Below are 18521 nucleotides of genomic sequence, written 5' to 3' on the forward strand. Positions count from 1 at the left end.
ATATCAGATTATTATTCAGATAAATTAAAGTATTAGAACATTTTCACTGCATTAGTTATTAAGTCAAGAGAGGTGCTTATCAATAAGATGAATCGATTCATTTAACCTTGGTTCATTTGATATAAGTCAACAGGATATGCTTTCTTTGAAAAAGGCGAATTCGATCTAATATCTGCTAGATTTTCTAAATATCTTGGAAAAAAAAGAAATATAAGCAGTAATATTAGAAACTTTAAGCTAAAACCAAATAACTTGAGGTACTTGAGGTATAAGTGAAAAGGAATGCTGAGACGATAAAATAAACACCCGCAAGCAGGTGTTTTATTATGTTATATTTGGTAAGCGTAGTTTATTCGTCGAAGTACCAATATCCTTGATTGATAAATTCGGTTAATTCTGCAACAAAGGCTGGAACCATCAGTGCATCACCGAGTTCATTGGCCCCAACTTCCGTAAACTGGCACAGCGCATCTGCGCCTTTCGTTTCTTTGGTAGCCCAAGCTTCTGTATTTACAAAAAAATTATCTTCGATGCGTAGGACACGCAGTCCGCTTAATCGGATCAGTTTTTCACCATCATTCAGTGCATTCAATACTTCTTCTGGCTGATATGGCGGTTCAGCGGGAGCAATATCCAGCTCATGGCGTGGTGTGGTTGCAAAACGACCTAACCATTGTTCAAAATCACTAGGCTTATTGATCATCTCAATCATCATGGCACGCAGGCGTTCAACTTCGTGAGCTTCCATTTTTCCTGCATTGTCGCGTACTGCCAGATTAGGATCGCCATAATTTATTCCACCTAGATCTTGTTCCAGTGCGTAGTCTGCAAAACTGCTCAGCAAATCACGACCATTTGGTCCACGAAAGCCGACAGAATAGTTCATGGTATCTTCGAAAGTGAAGCCATCATGAGGGAATCCAGGTGGAATATATAGAATATCTCCTGGTGCCATTTCTACATCAATAATTGGTTCAAATGGATCAACATGCAGTAATGCAGGATGCGGGCAGAACTGACGCATTGGCAGGGCATCACCTACACGCCAGCGGCGACGACCCATTCCTTGAATGATGAAAACATCATAGTTATCAATATGTGGTCCGACACCACCTCCGGGTACTGAATAGGAGATCATCAGATCATCAAGACGCCATTCAGGTAATACGCGAAATGGTTTCACCAACTCAGCGGACGGCATATGCCAATGGTTGACCGCCTGTACCAGCAGTGACCATCCTTCTTCACCTAATTCGCTGTAGTCTTCAAACGGTCCATGGCTTGCCTGCCATTTGTTGTCAGTGAGGCTGACAAGACGACTGTCAACTTCTGGTTCCATTGCCAAACCGGCTAATTCATCTGGAGTGATAGGATCGACAAAATTAGGAAATGCATTTTTTAATACAACAGGTTTTTTTTGCCAGTATTTTTCTAAAAATTCAGGCCAATTAAGATTCAATTTGTTAACCATGTGACCACATCTGTATAAAGGAATAAGCTGGTAATTATAGAAGTAATGCGCGGTCATATTTTTGTTTGGCATCAAATGCCAGTCAATAACACTAGCGATGGAAGTTTGATTTAGAAAATGAAAAAATCAAAGGTCATTGGATTGCTCCCTGATAAGCCATTTCCCCATGACCATCAGCAACTAATATGCTTGATGGTCGGAGACAAAGGATAGCTAAAACAATTCGTCATCAAAATGTGTAGTCTTCATGAGCTTTCTTTAGGGTAGCACAAGCTAACTGAATTGTTTTTTCTTGTGTTTTTGAACCGAAATTTTTAATGTCATTTTCGATATCTCTATGTAAGACATTTTCAACTGGATAAAGATCAAAGATATAAGTTCTTATTTCTTTAAGCCATGACACGATATCTTCATTTTTAAGATGCTCATTTTTATCAATAGCAGCCATAAAATTTTCATACTGTTGATAGAGATGTTTATATGTGTATGATGCTTGATAGTTGTCCATAGAATATCCTTTATTTGATTAACACAATCAACCAGCCTAAAACAGAGATTTTAGTGCCTACCCGTATTTAGATACTAAGGTTCGCATAATGTGTGACGCTATGTTACAAAAGGGTTCTGAGCCATTCCGGTAGAATGGTGTTGGGGTTTACCGGAATGGTGAGGGTTCGTCTTTATATATAGCGTGCATTGTGCGAATCAGTCTATTCACTAAATATTAATTCAACAATATTGATTGTCTGCTCTATTTTTTCACTCTCAGATATTTGTTGTTTTTTAGTTGCTTTTTCTATTTCACTTAAATAATGCTTATACTTCATATCTATTGTTTTAAATCCTTGAGATACAGAACTTATTTTAGCTGGCTTTGTAGCCATTTTTATTATTTCATCAAGTACCATGTCGAGATATTCATGCATATTTTCAACTAATCTATGCGCTGCCATTGGAGTTGTTCCTGTATGTATAATTTTATTTCTTGCTCTATAAATCCTTTTAATTTGCCAAGTGAGTCTTTTATCATGCCTTTTGATTGCATCTAGTATATTTAATGGATTTAAAACCAATTTTTCAATATGTAAGAACCTTTGCTCTAAAAGAGGATAATTATTAAGTTCTTCTTTAAACTTTTTAATAAATTCTTGTTTTTCACTTGAAGCCAATGCCATTAACAGTGATTTTGCCATGTTATTATTTTCATTAAACGGTTTTATTAGTTTTGTAAATTTACTTTTATTCCACCGATTTAAGTCATGACTTAAAGATCTTACTAAACCTTCCATGTAAACAATATTTAAAAAAGGTGTTATTGTATTTATTATATGATCAATTGTGTTATCCTTTTCTTTTTTTAATTCATCAGGAACTAATGATTCAATAGCAACCCATAAATTTAATATTTGGTTTTCTACTGAATTTGTTCGTAGTGCCATTGAATGTAGTTGTACACATCTAATAAATTTCTGAAAGGACCCTGAAGACATGCTAAAACCGTCAGCAAACTCATCAAATTTTTTACCTGCCGCTGTCATTTTAAGATCTCTACATAAATGCATAGGGTTTATCGTTACGCTGATAACCTTATGATTTCCATCACCATATGATATGTAGTTTTCAAGTTCCCATGAAGGTTCTTGTTTATGATGATATATAGATAGTAAAGTTGCTGCTAGTTTAAGCATATCTTCGGCTGATTTTCTAGCACTATAATAATCAAAAGATTTATCTTTTACACTGACTATAACTCTCTCATTATTCACATTGAAAAAAATATCATTTTTCAATTCTTCTGGAATGCGTTCTAATACTTCGATATCTAAATGTTTAATACTTTTCTTGATATTTAAAAAAGACTTATCTACTTTAAAATACACTATAAATTCAATTTCATCATTAGGAATTTTTTTTAAAAATTGTTTAATTTCATCATTAGATTCTATTTTTTTTTCATAAAAATGCTCAATCATAATCTCAGTTAAGTACTCTTTGCTTACACCTCGAAGTGTCAAGTGTGTCACTAACAATCTAGTGAATTCTCTTATACTATCAGGATTGTATTCTGAATAAATACATGAAATTAATTCTTCTTTTAATTTATTCTCATATTTATTATTTTTTAATTGCAAATTTAATAGTTCTAATACTGTTTTTTTATCATTTATTCCGCGCGATGTACTTTTTAATTGTTCTATAAATGTATTTAATGGTAATGTTAATAAACTTGTTGCAATTTTATCTTTTTTTAAACTCTCTATTAATTCATCAATTATATGGGTTATATGAGCCTGATTTATACAACCATTTTCAATATCATCTATTGTCATTAAAGCTTCAAAACAAAGAGATGGTACATGCATAATTGAAGGTTTGTATGTGCTATGAGTATAGTCAAACAATAACTCTTCTAGTAACTGAACAAAATATGATAAGGATTTTAAGTTTTCAGGGTTTACCCACTTACTTTGAGCTCTATATTGCATTGCGTTAAATACCTATTTATAACTATTTTCACAAAAACCCCCGTCATGTACTACGGGGGTAGTCTCAGGTTTATATCAAGGTTTTCACACGAATGACTAAAAAACAACCACAATGATTAATCATTTACAACAAAAACCTTTACTAAATTTAATATAACATATTCTTATGTATTAGGTGGCGTTAGGCATCATATTTCTAATTTTCGAACATAAATAGTAAGTAAAAATATATAATAATAAGAAAAGGCGACTCAAAGGGGATTTATGGCAACGCTCAATATAAAAGCGACTTTTCAGTGCGATATCGAAAAGTTATGGCGAGTGATTACCTCGACAGAAAATTATCAATGGCGAAGTGATTTACTCAGTATTGAAGTGATAAACGATCATAAATTTATTGAACATACCAAAGATGGCTTTGCGACCACATTTACGGTAACAGCTAAAGTACCATATCAACGATGGGCGTTTGATATGGAGAATGACAATATCAAAGGTCATTGGATTGGTGTTTTTACTTCTGATAATGGCGTCACTGAAATCGACTTTACGGAAGTCGTGATATCTAAAAAGATATTATTAAAACCGTTTGTGAAGTGGTATTTGAAGAAAAGACAAAGAACCTATATTCGAGACTTAGAAAAAGCATTGGCAAATAAGCCTTAAGTTAAGAATGAATCAACACAATCAACCAGACCAAATCAGAGATTTCAGCACCTTCCCATATTTAGATACCAAAGTTCGCATAATGTATATTATGTTAAATTGACTATGGTAATAAATAACTTCATATCCCAGCGTCACTTCTCAGTAAATCAACAAATACAACAGCAAAGCCGAGCGCCTACTCAGTTTTGCTGTTTCGAACTACTCGTTAACTATCACTCGTAACTTAACACCTGTAACGTCATCGATGTAGGCTTCAGTTGAACCCAGAATAATGAGTTGCTCACGTGTCATAACTTTTTTTGAAACCGCGGGTTGTACCACAGAGATACCCAATTGGAAGGTTGAATATCTTGCAACTCTTGCAAAATGAATTAGATCTTCATACTTACCCTTGTCTATTCTTGATGCTAACCCTTTGGCAAGACGTCTCTTTTCTCTCTCTATAAGACGAAGAATAAGTTGTTCTTTATTAGAAAACCATCTGATACTTTTAACTGCTTGCCCCACAACTTGATATATATCATCCACTCTAGCTCCTGGTTTTGCCACCCCGCCCGTTTTAGAACAATACTTACAATGGTACAAATGAATAACTAACTCCGTGTCATTGATATTTCTAATTGCAACAATATCAGCCACTTCACCTGAACCATCATCATCAAATATAAAATCGTAATCATGATAAATTTTTTTAATAGTATAATATTGTATGGATTGGGCTAGTTTTGCTGGTGTCTGTGACTCAACAGATATATCCACACCTGTCCATTTCCAGTCTTCAACATTATCAATCGAGTACAAATATTCATAATCCTCATGAGGAAGGACTCTCAAGCCACCATCGATAAATGAAGTGTCTTCCAAAAATAGAATTGGAGGGTACTCATTAAAAAAATCTGTTAGTAGCAAGCTCTGCTCACCGAATTTTATCTTCAAATTATCGTTTGAATTAAATCGAACCTCTCCTTTGGCTGTGAATGTTCCTGTAATGCTAGAGATAAAATCTTTTGTCTTCAGATCCAGAGTAAACGATTTTTTATCCAAGGGCTGGGTATTGGCTAATAAAAGTTCGCAATATAAAAGACTCTCTTCCCATTTATTGGAGGTTATAATTATTTTTTGTTCGTTTTTTCTCAGTATTTCATTTGGCCATTCAACAGTTATTATTTTTAAACTCGGTAATTCATCAATTTCATCCATGCGCATTGCAGTAGTAAGCACCGTATTTGTATCAATGGTGTTATCTAGTATTTTTGCTGCCAATTTATCACACCATAATACCCATTTCTCTATAGAATCACTGTCCATCGACCATATTTTCCCTTTATGGGAACCACCAATAGTTACTAAAACTCCATCTTCATAACCTTTCCCAAATATATTAGACTTTGTGGCTCTTTTAGCTTCAACGTCTGGGATTTGCTCGTTGATTTCTGTTCCCGTGTGCATGGTGTAACGTAAACCTTTTCTATTTTTATTCAAGCCTACATTCTGTAACTTAAGTCTTTTTAGACCATGGAAAGTTCTAAATATTCTTTCACCTTGAATGCGTGTTGCATTTGGAGCAATAATTTTAACCAATTTTGTCACTAATCCATCTTTAGCTGATGAATGGATGAACAATAAGTTTCTTTTTTTGTTGTAATAAGCGATATACAAATCCCAAGACTCATCGAATAACTCCCTTGAATCTGTCCATCCGACAGGTGTAAAAGATTTTACTGAAAATACAAGCAAGTTCTCTTCATCATTAATGTTAGAATCAAAAATATTAAATTTATTATTTTTGCTATTTAAAATTTTTTCAGGATACCAGTTGGATAACTGCATATTATAAATCACAGTACTGATATTTGGCGTCAAACCTAGCTCAAGTAATTTACCTGGATTTGAAAATCTAGATTTAAATAATTCATAATCTTTTTCATCTTGTATTTTTCGTGAGCTGATATCACTTATAAGACTATTCCAGTCAGAATCTTCTCTGTATAGTTCATCCAGACTTTCACCAACATCAACATTAGCTATATTAGCAACAAATTTAGCATCGCCAACGCCTACTGTATTTCGTGTAAATCGGCCTGTGAATTGAAGCATAACATTTATGCTCTTATGTGGATCATGAATTGCAGAGATCTTTAGTTGTGGTAAATCAAAACCTTCCCCAAGCATATTTACACAGACAATGACTCGATGCTTACAAGATTTTATATCTTCGATTACATTCTTTCGCTTCTTAGTAGTATTGTTTATGATAATTGGTTTTAAATCAGAGTGTTTTTCATAATAAGCGAAAACCTCTTTTGCTCGAGGTATTGTAGAAGCCCGCGCCATGATTATATGATTAAGTCCATTAGCAAGATCTTTTCGTAGCAAACTTATGGCTTTTTCCGCGATTGCTTTATCTGCGTTTTCTTCAATAAACTCTCTTACAGGATGAAACTCTATAGGTTTAAAATACTTATCTTCCTGAGCCTTTTTTAAGGGGTAATTAAAAATTATTTTCCCCTCTATCCTTGAACCATCAGTTCTAAATGGAGTTGCTGTGAATTGAAAAATTTTATTCCTTTGAAATTGTTTTTTTACCCTCGCCCAAGTGACTGCTGTTACATGATGCGCCTCATCAACAATAAGATGTGAGCATTCTTTAGTTAATTTTGAAATCCCATCGTCAGAAAAATGACTTAGAGCAGTGGCAGAAGCAACAATAACATTCGCATTAATGATTTCATTTAACTCCTCATCTTCCTTTATTCCATGGTTGATCATTGCAACTTTAGGATTCTCGGTAGAAGAATTAATTAGACCAAATTTACGTGGGAGTTCATATTCCAATAATTTTTTTGAGATTTGAGTTCTTAATGCATCTGATGGTACAACAACAAGAGTTTTATTGAATTTACCCGCAATGATTATTGAAAGAATGGTTTCTGTTTTCCCTGTCCCTGTGGGCATAACGATTGTTGCTGAGGATTTACTATCAGATCGCTCATGTCCTAACGCTGCATAAATTCCACCAATCTGAGGCGGGCGTAATCCTTTTTTATTACCATCCGCGCTCTCCTCCTTAAATATAAAGTCATTATTCTTCCAAGTATTTAGTATCTTCTGGGGAGTTAAATCACTTTCCGTTAATGGAATCCATGAAATAGTGCTTCTTCCAACTTTCCTTACATATGGCTTAACCATAATATAATTTCCTTGTGATATGTTGAAAATATTGATTAGTTCTTAATCAGTAAGGTGGATAGTTAATCACTTTTCTGTTCTTTTATATAAGATCTTTAATGGTTGAAATATTCTAATTTATCCTGTTTACAATGATAGTATTACACAATTCCGTATATTAAGTATTAATCCCCCATGATATTGCAAATACCTCACTTAAGGTTACCAGCGACAATGAGAAGAATACCAGCTAAACATCTTTATAAATTGAAGCTGTATTAAAATTTAGTGGAAATTGCTCGTTTGTGTTCACTATTTCTGGAAATACCCTAAATTCCAATCTAATTAATGAATCATCACTAAAAGAATAAGTTTCAAATATGTATTATAAATACTGAAAAAAAGAATATTTACTTAAGTGTAACTATATTATCACCTTACTAGTCGGATTTGTTTAATTCTATTATTACCCCTCTAAAAAACACAAAAAAATACGCCTGTGTCAGTTAGTTCCTATGTTCAACCTAGTTTAACTCCATTACGCTAACATTATATTTAATGTGAATATAAATATTTACAAATAGAAATTGAATATTTTTATTTATACTATGCGAGGATGAATATGAGAATTGCACTACCCTTAATATTGAGTTCAGTACTCTTGCTCTCTGGTTGTTCGGCTTTTCTTTATAGCTTAGGCAACAATCCAGAGATGTCACTGAGTAATATAAAATTGATGGAAAATACAACAAAACTGACAGTGCCAACTATACCGCCAGGAACCAGAGATGGTGAATATTTACGTTATTATCCGGATGGGAAACTTAAATATAAATCATGGGTAACCAAAGGTTGTTTTGATCGTTACGTCAATGCTTATAATGATAACGGTAAATTAAAAATGGTCATACCGCTGAAGAATTGTGAAGTTAACGGTGTAGTGAAAAGTTATCAGGCTAACGGCAACATATACAGTGAAATAGCTATGCGTGATGGCTTACCGTATGGTGCCTTCAAATATTATCATAATACACCTAAAAATAATGTTAATTTGCAGGGATATATGGAGAATAGCGCTCTTATTGGTGTCATAACTCAATATGATGAAAACGGAAAAGTAATTAATAAAGGTCAAGTATTAGATGGTAAGATTAAAATCTTAAAATAACCTGATGTGAGTTACCGGCTTTTGTTATTTCTGAAAGTCGGTTTTTGTTTCATTATTCAAATACGCGTTATTTCTTTTTTATATTAAAGTAGAACATCAACGCTTTATAACCTTTCTCGGTGATAGTTACTTCTCTATATCCTTGATGTCGTGTTAACCATGCTTGAGCTTCTGCATAATGAAAAAAAGCCGTACCAATTTTCCCACCTAAATGAAAACGACGTTCACTCCAATCCAAGCATGGACAGCAAATATTGCGTGAATGCTTTGCTTGAAATTCAATACCTATATTTTTAAATCGCTCAACACCTAGCGTTGTAATAGCATGGCCATCTTCTGTTATCCATTTTTGCTGACAAAGTGAATCATAAATATTAACGGCTACTTCACCTGCTAAATGATTATAACAAGTTCTTGCTTTCCTTAGATTTTTCGGTGTTGTAATTTTTGCTTGTGAAATATTTTCAGTTGAAAAATTCATTAAATTTTCAATAACTTTTGCAATATCATCGTTAGCTAATCGGAAATAACGGTATTTACCTTGGGATATCACAGAAATCAGACCAGCATTCAGTAATTTGGACAAATGACTACTGGCTGTAGAGGCAGAAATATCAGCTACAACCCCCAGTTCAGTAGCTGTCCACGCCCTTCCATCCATCAATGCACAAAGTATTTTGACTCTAGAAATATCAGATATTGCCGCACCCACAGCGGCTATTGCTGACTCTACAGTGTGTTGATATTCTGATTTCATCTTTGATTTAGCCATTTAAAACTTAAGCTCTTTGGTAGCATGTATGCCATTAATGGTGTAATAGCGTTATTGTAGCAAGGTCGGGAGTCTATTTAATTACAGACTTTCTGCATCAAATGAATATTCACGTGCCAAAGAAGCAATGCTAATTTTGTAAAAATCGAAAATAGACTCTCGACCTTCTTGTTGCGCATTTTTATGTAAAATATTTTTCTTCCATTGCAAAACAGCTTCTTCATTTTCCCACCAAGAAAGTGACAATAATTTTCCTTCGGTTGATAAACTTTGAAACCGCTCTATTGAAATAAATCCCTCAATATCCGTTAGTAATGGCTTTAAACCAGCCGCTAAAGATAAATAACGATCCTGTTTTCCTGGTTTAATTTTGACTTCAAATATCACGGCAATCATTAGTGTTCTCCTTTATTTGGTGATGATAAGTATATTGATTAAAAATAGACAACACTTCGATATTTGTTGAAATGAGAGCAATATCTATTTTAAAAATAAAGTAGAAAGAGACTATGACCATCTTCTGATAAAACTAAATCTTCTGATGCAGTTGACACAATTTATTCCCATAAGAGGAATAGTAAATATAATAGTTTTTCATTTTATACTTTTTTGTTCCTTCTCTCAGTCGCGATATCAAATGCCAAACTCCGTAAATTAGGGGTATGGTTTATTAATGCGCGATGCGTTGATGCTTGGCTAATAAAAGCAAAACTTTCCCCCCAAGGGTGTTGATAACGGTCACGTACGATAGGTGCGCGCCAATATTGCAATAACCCTTCCAAAGGCAAATGATCGTCTCCGACGGTTAATGCCTGAGTGACTAAGTGTGGAAACTCACGTTTGATCTCTTTCGCTTGTAAGTACCAGCGTTCTCTTCCATAAATGGCAGCTTTTAATGTGATATTATTATCACTTAAATACCATACTTGGGGCACGGCTTGTTCATCTGCGTTAATTCCTGAAACTGCATCAGTAAAGCGTTTAGCACACTGTAAATTTTGTACCAACGCTTCTCTTACTCGTTGATTTTGTGCTGAACTGATCGATGTTTTATAAGGGCCTAAGCGATAATGCTCCCAACATGCTTCATCATAGATATCAAAATCACTTAACGTTCTGCCGTAGCTATCTATTACCACAGGATCAGGTGGCAATAATTGGTATACAAAAGGACAACCGCAAACATCATCAGAGGAAAACCCATGAAGATAGCGGCTTCCTGCGTAATAACCCGTTTCCATCATGGATAATGCTTGAAATGTACCGTGCCAAGGTGGGCCAAAAGCATACCATTTAGCCACTAATGCTCTATTTTCTGGCGTGGTATGGCGTAACCAATAGCGTATTGCGAGATTAGATGCAGATTGTGCAATAAAAATAAAAGGCTGGTTCTCACCAAAAATAGTTTTCAGTCGATTAATTTCTCTATCAATAGCATCCACCAGCAATCGATGATCAGCTCGCCAGTCATGGGCAAGGAAAAACAGATCTTGCCCTTCACGATAACCTAATGCTGTTTCAAGCACATCTTTAAGCTCTTGAGTGACAAGTGTGCTCACTAAATAAGGAACAATCGAAAATGCGTGCAATTGCTCGGTGGCTAATACGCGAGGTGAATACTGAGCGTTGGGATGTTCATATTCATAATCACTTTCTGTAAAAACACTACGATGATCACCCCAAATAAAGGCCTGCTTTTGTCTATCAAAAAGCTTAGTTCCTAAAATTCCCGGTAAATAGATAATAGGAAGATTCGGTACTTTATCATCAAGTTTCGCTTTACGAATTTGAGCCGCAATAAGCTGAGCACGTATTAATGACCATCCTCTATTGAGTGGCATATTTTTAGCGTCCTTTTAATGGAATAAGCGTGATAGGCACATTTTCGCTACCAAAATGAGTTTTTTCGGCTTCAGTAACAGGGAAATGAGCACGATCGTAAACCTCAAACAGTTGGCAAGGTTCATTTTTGTGATGATAAAGGCAGATCCCCTCTGCTTTAGGACTACTTTTGGACAGCATAAAGCGATGGCAATTGTTGGTGCTGATTGGGCCAACAGGCTCACCTTGTTTTGTAATAAATTGATAGTAAATAGGTGACTCATTTTTTTGTTCAATATGGCAAGCCTGAACAGGGCCACGGAATGGATGTGTAATACAGATAAAACCATCAGGGATATGTGCTGATAATTTATCAGTGTTAGATCCTGCCCAAGGCAAAATAATAGAAGGCTGAAAATGACAATGAGGACATTGCCCATTATCTAAGTGAGATTGTGCAATTAACCCACTTCGCTTAACTAATAAGGTATGGCATTCAGGACAATAAGAGTTTGCGCTGTCTGTATCAAACACATTTCCGACGTAAACATAGCGTATACCTTCGTTTAAGGCTTGCTGGCGAGCTTGTTCTAAAAAAGGAATTGATGTGCGTTCAACGTGTCGATATTGGTAATCAGGATGGAAACGAACATAGTGCAAAGGAATATCTGCATCAAGATATTTAAGCATCCAATCCGTGACTTTTTTCGCTTCCTCCAATGAGTCATTACGTCCTGTCACACATAAGTTAGAGACTTCAAGATGCGGACTATTTGCGGATTTGCGTGCATCATAAACTTGTTTAATACCGTCAAGAACGGGCTGTAACCGCCCTCCTGTATGTTTACGATAAAAACTATCTTGCATTGATTTTAATGAAATACTAAAGATATCCATTACACCTAGTAATTCATCAATACCTTTCTCACTGATATAAAATGCACTTTTATAGAGATTTTTTAAGCCATGTTCGCGAGCAAGCTTCGCCGTATCCATAACAAATTCATGCCAAACAATTGGATCATTATAAGTCCACGACAAAACTCGGATATTATGTTTTAACGCATAATTGACCACATCCTCTGGACTGTAATACGCCACATTGCTGTCTTGCACATAACGAGCTTGGCTTGTACTCCAATTTTGGCAAAAATCACAACGTAGCATACAGCCAATATTACCTAACGATAAGATACGTTCACCCGGTGCATAATGATATACCGCTTCGGTTTCTATCGACTCTTGTGTCATCGGAACAGATTTACCGTAGTTTAACGTGACTAAACTACCATTCTCATTGCGTCTTAGTTTACAAGTTCCTGTACGGCCTAAATTAATTTTACAGGCTCGTGGGCAAAGCTCGCACTGAATACGATTGTTTGAAATTGGGTGCCATAAGCGCGCAGGATGCCCTGTTTGTTGCCATTGCTTCATTCTTACCATGAGTTATTCCTTCTTATCATTACAATGATGGTTATTTCCACGAAGCGGCAAAGTGGTTTTTTGTCGGCTACCTGTTTGCCAGTATTTCAAGACATGACGTAGTGACCAGCTAAAAGGATGGCCTTTTGCCGGTGTATTAATTAAATAATGGCATTCGCCTTGTGGCGTTAAATGGGCGATCAGTTTAAAACCAGGGCCAAACGTATATGGCTTAGTTTTAATGGTGTCGCTATTCCCTATTTGAGATTGCGTTAAAAAGTCTGCATTTTGTCGTGTCGCGTGAACAGTTTCACGATTGCCACCTTGATAGAGATAACGTCCAGTTAATAGACGATTAAGCCATAAGGGCTTTTTGATACTATGCTGGAATTCAACATAAGGGCGTTCCATTTTTTGGCTAGCGATTAACGCACTGGCATAGGTTTCACGAATTAATATGGGGATCTCTTTTTCTTCAAACAGCCAATCTTGAAGATGGTATTGCAGAATATTAAGAATACTCCAGCGACAACTTGGCCAAAAATCCGTATACAGAGCACGTGATCCTCTTTTTAATACCTTGCCTAATACCTTGTCAGTAAGATGTTGAGTCCACACATCAAAAAATCGTGAGGCATTTAATTGCTGAGTATCGCCATCCCACTGCGAAAGGATTTTATCTTCAGGCACATAAGGGAGCAAAAAAGCGAGTGCTTGTTGGGCAAAAACATCTTTTTTATCGTCTTGGATTTGGCAAAACGTCTCAACAGTATGTTTTTTTGTTTGTTGAATAAGCGCTTCAATACGCAACGCTCTTGTCGGTGGATGCCAGCGATTAGATAGTGCAGGTTTCCCATTAAAAAGAGACTCGCTATATTGATTGGCATAAAGAACATATCCCCGTTCAGGGTTATATTCGGCGGGTAAATCATCAAAAGGAACATAACCTTGCCACTGATGTAATGGCTCCGTTAGGGTCAATACTAAACTGCCAATTTCACGATCACGCTTAGGAATATATCCCATACTCTGTAAGCCAATATCGCCGTAAATATCGGCATATCCCACCATCATAGGGGAATTTTTTACATGCTTTAAAGCCTCTCGAAATGATGTCCAGTTATGGCATTTTGCAAGCTGATAAAAAGTAATATCGCCACTTGGATCATCTAAGGCAGGCCAGCGTAAAAATAGACCATAGCCCGCTTTTTCAGACATTAAGCGACCTTGTGAATAATCATAAGTGACGAAAGTATGTTGACGCTTTGAGGTTAAACCAATGGTATGTGTTCTTTTGGTTAATGCCTCCCATCCATTGATGGTTTCAACCTTCTCATTTTTTAAATCAATACGCCCCCAAAATAAATCTTGGTTATCTGCCATAATACCGACCATTCCCCAAGCTGCATGGGAATTACGTCCCACAATAATGCCTGGTGAACCAGGGAAATGTGAACCCATTACGCTTAATCCTTCATCGCTTTCTAAGCGACATAACAGATTAAAACTAGGGTTAACATGTCCCATATGCGGATCGGCTGCTAATATCGGTTTACCCGATGCGGTAAACGAACCATTCACTGCAATCACGTTAGAACCCGTATCAGGCGAGGCTAATCCTAAGTGCTGTAGGCCTTTTAGCCCTTCTTTAAACGTTGCAATTACTTCAGGGTAATATTCCCCCTGTTCATTTAAAGGTAATGGTGGAATTTGATTGCCTTCAAAACTAAAGGTAGATAAAAGTTGTTGATGTTGAGATGTTGTAAGCCGATTTGCTAAGCGGGTATTAAATAACTCATATTGCCATGCTGAGTTAATAAAGTATTTCAATTGCCCTAAGAGGTAGCTATCTGTCGTGGTGAATTTTTCAGGTTGGTAACGCAATAATAAGCATTCTATAGGTCTGATTTTTAAATCACTAATGGCTTGGTTTATACCTGCAATATACGCAGTGATATGTTGAAACTGTGTCGCCTGCCAGCTATCCTTCGGTGCATTTTTATCGTTAAGCTCTGCAATTTTGGCTAACTCGACTAATCCTAATCTACGTTGAAAAATATCTGTTCTAAGCGCACCATTTCCCATTATTTCACTTAAGCGACCACTAGCAACTCGACGAGATAAGTCGAGTTGCCACAAACGTAAATAGGCTGCGCCATAGCCTTGCCCATAAAAAACCGCATTATCCGTATCACCTTTTATACTTAGCAGTTGCTCCGTTTCTAGTGACAACGTCACGTTACCCCATTGTGAAGTGAGCGACCTTGGCTTCATTTTGGCTCCTTATTCATCAATGTGCATTGGTTAGCAACGCTTTGGGCATAATCCTTAAAGTCATTTAATGGTTCTGCTGCTGTCCATCCTAATCGTTGCTCTGCCTTATAAGATGAATAGGTATAAGTGCTTCCATCCATAATACGTAGTGCTTCACAAGAAAGTGGCATGGTAAGACCTAGCATAGATAATTTATCCATCAACCATGCTAATGGCCACAAACTACGGCGATCTTTTGCAGGTAGTGGTGGTGTTTTTTGTATTTCACTTAACAGTGTGAAAATTTCAGGCATAGAAAAAACATCACCTGTAAACAGAACCGTTTCTTGTGGTTTATCTAAGGCCAGTAATCGCAATAATCCATCACATAGTTTTTCAACATGGCAAAGTTGAAAGGTACTGTTTGTGCTGATTTGAAAAGGAATTTTTTTATTGAAAAAAGCAGATAACGTCTGTGCTAAAACGCTATTGTCACCTTCACCAAATACACCACCACAAATCGCAATTTTAATTGGCATTCCTTGTTGCTGGTGACGCTCGACTAATGCGTGAGCGATTTGCTTAGTTTCTTCATAATAACTGCGAAAATAACCATTGTGACGATGAGTCTCATCAAGTAATAACCCCTTTGTTTCCCCTAATGCTGCCGTTGTGCTGGTATATAAAACCTGAGAGATTTGTGCTTTTTTGGCTTCATTCAGTAAATTCAATGTGCCAGTGACATTGGTTTGATACATTTTTTGATGTTCTGAACGTGTCGGTGCAATGCCTACTCGATAATCAGCAGCTAAATGAATAATGATATCTTGTCCACTCAACGCTTCTCGGTAGGTATTCGGTTGCAATAAATCGCCTTTCACCACCTTAGTACCGCTTGGTAATGCTGGACGATAAGAGTGATTTTTATGAGTTTCGCGACATAGTATCGTTAATTCATCACCAAGTTCTGCAAGTTTGGGCAATAAGTAAGAGCCAATAAATCCACTAGCACCTGTGATAAATATTTTCCGTTTATTCAATGTTGTTATCCTTCTTTACTCACAAAGAACACCAGTGAAGACAATATAAAAAAGCCGTCATGCGTTGCTGTCATTGGGCGAGAATGCATTGTGCCAATGGGGCAATAACGAGTGAAACAGTAATTTTGTAGTGAAAGTGAAGAGAGAGAACCGTGATAAGCCAGTGTTTGTAAGCGTGCAAACCACTCTTTTTGGGCTAATTGCAAATGATGTTCCACAGAGCCAACAACCAATTGAAAGCCAAAGTTGAGCCAATATTGAGGCATAAATCGGGTGTGATAAGTGACTGCCCAACCTGATTTTGCATCATAACGTGTTGGTTTTTCATTATTGAGTAGCTCACGAGACAATGAATACTCATGGGCTTGTGCCATTTGTTGAAGTTTTAAAGCCTTTGGTAATGGCGGTAATGTGGGTAATACGATAGAAAGTTGCTGATAGAGTTGTTCTGCACAAGTTTTATTCTCTAATAAAATAAAACGTGGGGAACTACAAACCTGTTGCCTAAACAAGCACACATCATTTAACACCAAAGAAATATCAGGTAATGAATCTTCCAAAATAGCCATTCCACTTATTTTGGGGCCCAATTCAATCAATTTAATATGTGCTGGTGTTATTTGGCGATAATGCTGAATGAGTGCATCACTACCCGCTAATAAAATGGCTTCAACACCTTCAAGAACAAGCTCATCATTTTGATTTTCACTCGACCAATTTAGAATTTCACACTGTTTTTCATTTAATCCTAAATATGCCCGTAATGAATAAAGCCATTGTGTGGATAATCGTGCTTTTATTCTGATGGGGCTACCAATTAAATAGCCTGCAAGTAAGGCTTCTAATGTACCAAGGGGATCTTTTTCAGAGACGACAATTAATAATTTATTGGGCGCACGCCAATTTTTATTTCCTAACTCATTAGCCACTTTTTGTGCTAGAGCATCGCTATAAGCCCATTGTTTTAAACGTTCAAGGCAGAATTTTTGCGTTAAGATATCATCAGAAAATAACCAGTTTTCATTAAGGCAGTGTATTAAACACAGTTTAATGTTTGCTAAACGAACAAGTATAGCTTCTATCATTTTATCTGTGCAGCACAAGTGCCCTCTGGTGAAGTTGCTCTTCCAATATAATGAATATAGGGTAAAGAATGACCACAAGCGCATTGTGTTCCCCATATTCCTAAATCTTGGGTTAACAGACGTTGAGAAGGAAGAGAATCAAAAAAAGGATTTTCAAGTTGAATAAATCCTGTTTTACCTTCTGGTGCCCGATCACCTGTTTCATCAATAATGGCAAAACGAGAATAAGCTGGAATGTGAAAATGCCCTTCACTGCAACTAATGTAGTGTAGAGGATGCTCTGTCATGCCATAAATATCACGAATATCAACATTAGGAGCGTGTAAGGTTTCTTTTAATCCTTGGATAATATCTGGTCGTTCAAGTCGCTTTGTCATCCCTTTCCATCCCCCACCCGTTAAGCCTTTAATCGGTGATAACAGCGTGAAGGGTTCTGGTCGGCTTAAACATAAGTGTTCAAAAAAAAGGGTTAACCCAAGAATATAAATAGGAGCCGGATCGTTCGCCCAACGTTGTAATGTTGACCATGCGAGTTTTGTATCAAATTGGCCTTGTTCTGATACCGTAAAAACAAGCTCTTTAATCGGTGCACATTGGGTGAATTTTAAGAAAGCAGTGGCAAAACCAGCATGATCGCCAGATTGAGGATCAGGTGATAACATCAGAAAATGGGCTGGGTTTGTGGATATTAGGCTATTGTGACAGAAAATCTGTATCATTGCCGTTTCAATGCGCTTTAGGCTGTTCTCATCAAAGAAAACTTGTGTTTTCCCTTGTTGTCCCGTTCCTGAACTATTTAGCCAAATACCATTACGATGTGTTGGCGTCGCTAAATCCATGGTTTTAAATAAATTAACGGGGATAACCGGTTGAGGCATTTTTTCCCACAGCGATTGATAATTAGCATTATGTTGGCGATGCCAGATATCTGCTTCATCCATAGATGCAGTAAAAAGAGCATCATCAAAACTATCAACAGCATAAGGTTGAGTAAGATTAACTAAGCTATCAATTTTATGACGCTGTTTTTCTGACATGATGTATCCTTACATTGATAAAGGTTATATCAACATAGTCAGCAATTATTTTTACTTATTGAATGTAATTATTCTTAAAATAGGAAAGATGTGATTATATTTCACTATTCTTATGTTTTATATCACATT

14 protein-coding genes are annotated in these 18521 nt (G+C 36.3%); 2 read left to right on the top strand and 12 right to left on the bottom strand.

The genetic code is table 11. The features are described from left to right. Nucleotides 1–349 precede the first annotated feature (349 nt). The 3 genes from ABN080_RS02885 to ABN080_RS02895 form a co-directional block, all read right to left on the bottom strand. The gene (locus tag ABN080_RS02885) at nucleotides 350–1471 is read right to left on the bottom strand and encodes a ribosomal protein uL16 3-hydroxylase (RefSeq protein ID WP_349440292.1); all 1122 of its coding nucleotides are present in this window, start codon (nucleotides 1469–1471) and stop codon (nucleotides 350–352) included. A 229-nt stretch (nucleotides 1472–1700) separates the two neighbouring features. Beyond that, complete coding sequence (locus ABN080_RS02890) at nucleotides 1701–1979, bottom strand: hypothetical protein (protein ID WP_349440293.1); 279 nt, start codon at nucleotides 1977–1979, stop codon at nucleotides 1701–1703. 202 nt (nucleotides 1980–2181) lie between these two features. After that, nucleotides 2182–3957 (bottom strand): hypothetical protein, encoded by a 1776-nt coding sequence (locus ABN080_RS02895; protein WP_349440294.1) that lies wholly within the window; start codon nucleotides 3955–3957, stop codon nucleotides 2182–2184. Between the two features lie 264 nt (nucleotides 3958–4221). Between ABN080_RS02895 and ABN080_RS02900 the strand changes: the two genes are divergently transcribed. Further along, nucleotides 4222–4623 (top strand): SRPBCC family protein, encoded by a 402-nt coding sequence (locus tag ABN080_RS02900; protein ID WP_349440295.1) that lies wholly within the window; start codon nucleotides 4222–4224, stop codon nucleotides 4621–4623. 201 nt (nucleotides 4624–4824) lie between these two features. Here ABN080_RS02900 and ABN080_RS02905 read toward each other — a convergent pair whose 3' ends face one another. Continuing rightward, a complete protein-coding gene (locus ABN080_RS02905; RefSeq protein ID WP_349440296.1) occupies nucleotides 4825–7815 on the bottom strand; it encodes a DEAD/DEAH box helicase in 2991 nt (996 codons plus the stop codon). 601 nt (nucleotides 7816–8416) lie between these two features. Between ABN080_RS02905 and ABN080_RS02910 the strand changes: the two genes are divergently transcribed. Next, entirely contained in the window at nucleotides 8417–8962 is a 546-nt protein-coding gene (locus ABN080_RS02910) for a toxin-antitoxin system YwqK family antitoxin (RefSeq protein WP_196553076.1), read from the top strand. 67 nt (nucleotides 8963–9029) lie between these two features. Here the strand turns inward: ABN080_RS02910 and ABN080_RS02915 are convergent, their stop codons facing one another. From ABN080_RS02915 to ABN080_RS02950, 8 genes are all read right to left on the bottom strand, one after another. Then, nucleotides 9030–9734 (bottom strand): ArsR/SmtB family transcription factor, encoded by a 705-nt coding sequence (locus ABN080_RS02915; protein WP_349440297.1) that lies wholly within the window; start codon nucleotides 9732–9734, stop codon nucleotides 9030–9032. A gap of 81 nt (nucleotides 9735–9815) precedes the next feature. Continuing rightward, entirely contained in the window at nucleotides 9816–10130 is a 315-nt protein-coding gene (locus tag ABN080_RS02920) for an antibiotic biosynthesis monooxygenase family protein (RefSeq protein ID WP_349440298.1), read from the bottom strand. A 203-nt stretch (nucleotides 10131–10333) separates the two neighbouring features. Continuing rightward, nucleotides 10334–11575, bottom strand: a complete 1242-nt coding sequence (locus ABN080_RS02925) for a lipase/acyltransferase domain-containing protein (RefSeq protein WP_349440299.1) — start codon at nucleotides 11573–11575, stop codon at nucleotides 10334–10336. 4 nt (nucleotides 11576–11579) lie between these two features. Next, on the bottom strand, nucleotides 11580–12998 hold the full coding sequence (amrS, locus tag ABN080_RS02930) for an AmmeMemoRadiSam system radical SAM enzyme (protein ID WP_349440300.1): 1419 nt from the start codon (nucleotides 12996–12998) through the stop codon (nucleotides 11580–11582). Between the two features lie 3 nt (nucleotides 12999–13001). Continuing rightward, the gene (locus tag ABN080_RS02935) at nucleotides 13002–15251 is read right to left on the bottom strand and encodes a penicillin acylase family protein (RefSeq protein ID WP_349440301.1); all 2250 of its coding nucleotides are present in this window, start codon (nucleotides 15249–15251) and stop codon (nucleotides 13002–13004) included. Further along, complete coding sequence (locus ABN080_RS02940) at nucleotides 15248–16270, bottom strand: NAD-dependent epimerase/dehydratase family protein (RefSeq protein WP_349440302.1); 1023 nt, start codon at nucleotides 16268–16270, stop codon at nucleotides 15248–15250. Before ABN080_RS02940 ends, ABN080_RS02935 begins: the two co-directional genes overlap by 4 nt. 5 nt (nucleotides 16271–16275) lie before the next feature. Further along, a complete protein-coding gene (locus tag ABN080_RS02945; protein WP_349440303.1) occupies nucleotides 16276–17355 on the bottom strand; it encodes an acyl-CoA reductase in 1080 nt (359 codons plus the stop codon). Further along, nucleotides 17352–18392, bottom strand: coding sequence for a LuxE/PaaK family acyltransferase (locus ABN080_RS02950; protein ID WP_349440304.1), 1041 nt, complete (start codon nucleotides 18390–18392; stop codon nucleotides 17352–17354). Before ABN080_RS02950 ends, ABN080_RS02945 begins: the two co-directional genes overlap by 4 nt. Nucleotides 18393–18521: the final 129 nt, after the last annotated feature.

Source organism: Proteus sp. fly-1089 (assembly GCF_040138965.1).
Lineage (GTDB): Bacteria > Pseudomonadota > Gammaproteobacteria > Enterobacterales > Enterobacteriaceae > Proteus > Proteus vulgaris_B.